Source organism: Acidovorax sp. KNOB132, from assembly GCF_057541515.1.
Window position 1 is genome coordinate 1 of sequence record NZ_BAAJYT010000481.1, and the last position, 1,666, is coordinate 1,666.

2 protein-coding genes are annotated in these 1,666 nt (G+C 67.2%); both read right to left on the minus strand.

What is annotated here, in order from left to right; translation table 11 throughout:
• Positions 1-1,184, minus strand: a 1,184-nt coding sequence (locus AC27IO_RS23925) for a methyl-accepting chemotaxis protein (RefSeq protein ID WP_498741154.1), incomplete at its 3' end; no start/stop codon positions are given.
• A 106-nt stretch (positions 1,185-1,290) separates the two neighbouring features.
• Positions 1,291-1,666: HAD-IC family P-type ATPase (locus AC27IO_RS23930; protein WP_498741156.1), on the minus strand; the 376-nt coding region annotated here is incomplete at its 5' end.

Here is a 1,666-nt window from a genome sequence, read left to right on the forward strand (position 1 = left end):
CCCTGCTCGCCCGCGCGGGCGGCTTCCACGGCCGCGTTCAGCGCCAGGATGTTGGTCTGGAAGGCGATGCCGTCGATCACGCCGATGATGTCGCTGATCTTGCGGCTGGAGCTGGAAATCTCGTGCATGCTGGCCACGGCCTGCTGCACCACGCTGCCGCCGCGCGTGGCGATGCCCGAGGCGGACGACGCCAATTGGTTGGCCACCTGCGAGGACGATGCCGTCTGCTGCACCGTGGTGGTGAGCTCCGCCAGCGAGGCCACGGCCTCCTGGGCGTTGCTGGCCGTCTGCTCGGTGCGGCCGGACAGGTCCTGGTTGCCAGTGGCGATTTCGGCACTGGCGGTGGCGATGCTGCCGCTCGCATCGCGCACCTGCGAGACCAGCGCCCCCAGGCCCTGCTGCATGTCGTCCAGCGCGCGCTGCAGGTCGGCCACTTCGTCGCGGCCCTCCACCTGCACCCGCTGCGAGAGGTCGCCGCCGGCAATGGCCTGCGCCATGCGCTGGGCCTCGGCCAGCGGACGGCAGATGGACACCATGTTGAGCAAGGTCAGCGGCACCACCACCACGATGGTGATGAGCACCGCCAGCACGAACAGCCACTGGGTTTCGCCAGACACCTGCTTTTGCCGGGCGGCCACCTCGGCCACCTCGTTGCGCAGGCTGGTATCGAGCTGGACCATGAGCTTGTCGGCCTCGGCGAACTCTGCCACGGCCTTGCCGCTCATGCGGTTGGCGATGGTGGCCGTGTCGTAGCCGCCGGCCTCCAGCTGCCGCGCCACGTGCGCGAACTGTTCGCGGTAGCTGTCCAGCCGCTTGACGATGTCGCGCACCAGGGCGTTGTCCGGGTCTTCGGGGCCTTCGAGGAAGCGGGCCGCGACCTTCTTGGCGCGGTCCAGGCTGGCCAGCCAGGCCGTGTGCGCCTGCTTGACGCCCTCGGGCTTCTCGTACTGGATGATCATGTCCTTCTCGAACTGGCGGATGGCTCCCATCTCGCCGCGCAGCTCGGCCATGTAGCCCACCTCGGAGAAGGAATTCGCCATGAATTCCTCGCTCATCGCGTGGATGCGGAACATGCCCAGCATGCCTGCGCCCCCCAGCAATCCCAGCAAACCCAGCACCACGCCAATCGCACCCAGCATGCGTACGCGGATGGAAAAACCCCGCATGAGCGAAAAGAAATTCATAGTTGTCGTCCTCTAATCTCTTCGGTGACCAGCAAAAGGATGCCCACCATATGCAACCAAACGTTGCAGTGTGCCAGACCTGCCGACTTTTAACCGAATGTAACTATCAAACGCGCCAGCGCTTCAATAGCAAAGCGTTCGCCATCACACTCACCGAGCTGAGGGCCATGGCCGCGCCCGCCACCACGGGGCTCAGGTAGCCCAGTGCGGCCAGGGGAATGCCGGCCACGTTGTAGGCAAACGCCCAGAACAGGTTCTGCCGGATCTTGGCGACCGTGCGGTGCGAAATGTCCAGCGCCGCGGCCACCAGCCGGGGGTCGCCGCGCATCAGGGTGATGCCCGCGGCCTGCATGGCCACATCGGTGCCGTTGCCCATGGCCATGCCCACGTCGGCGGCGGCCAGGGCCGGCGCATCGTTCACGCCGTCGCCCACCATGGCCACCGCGTGGCGTGCCGGGCGGTGAGCGCCCGGCCCCGCCGCG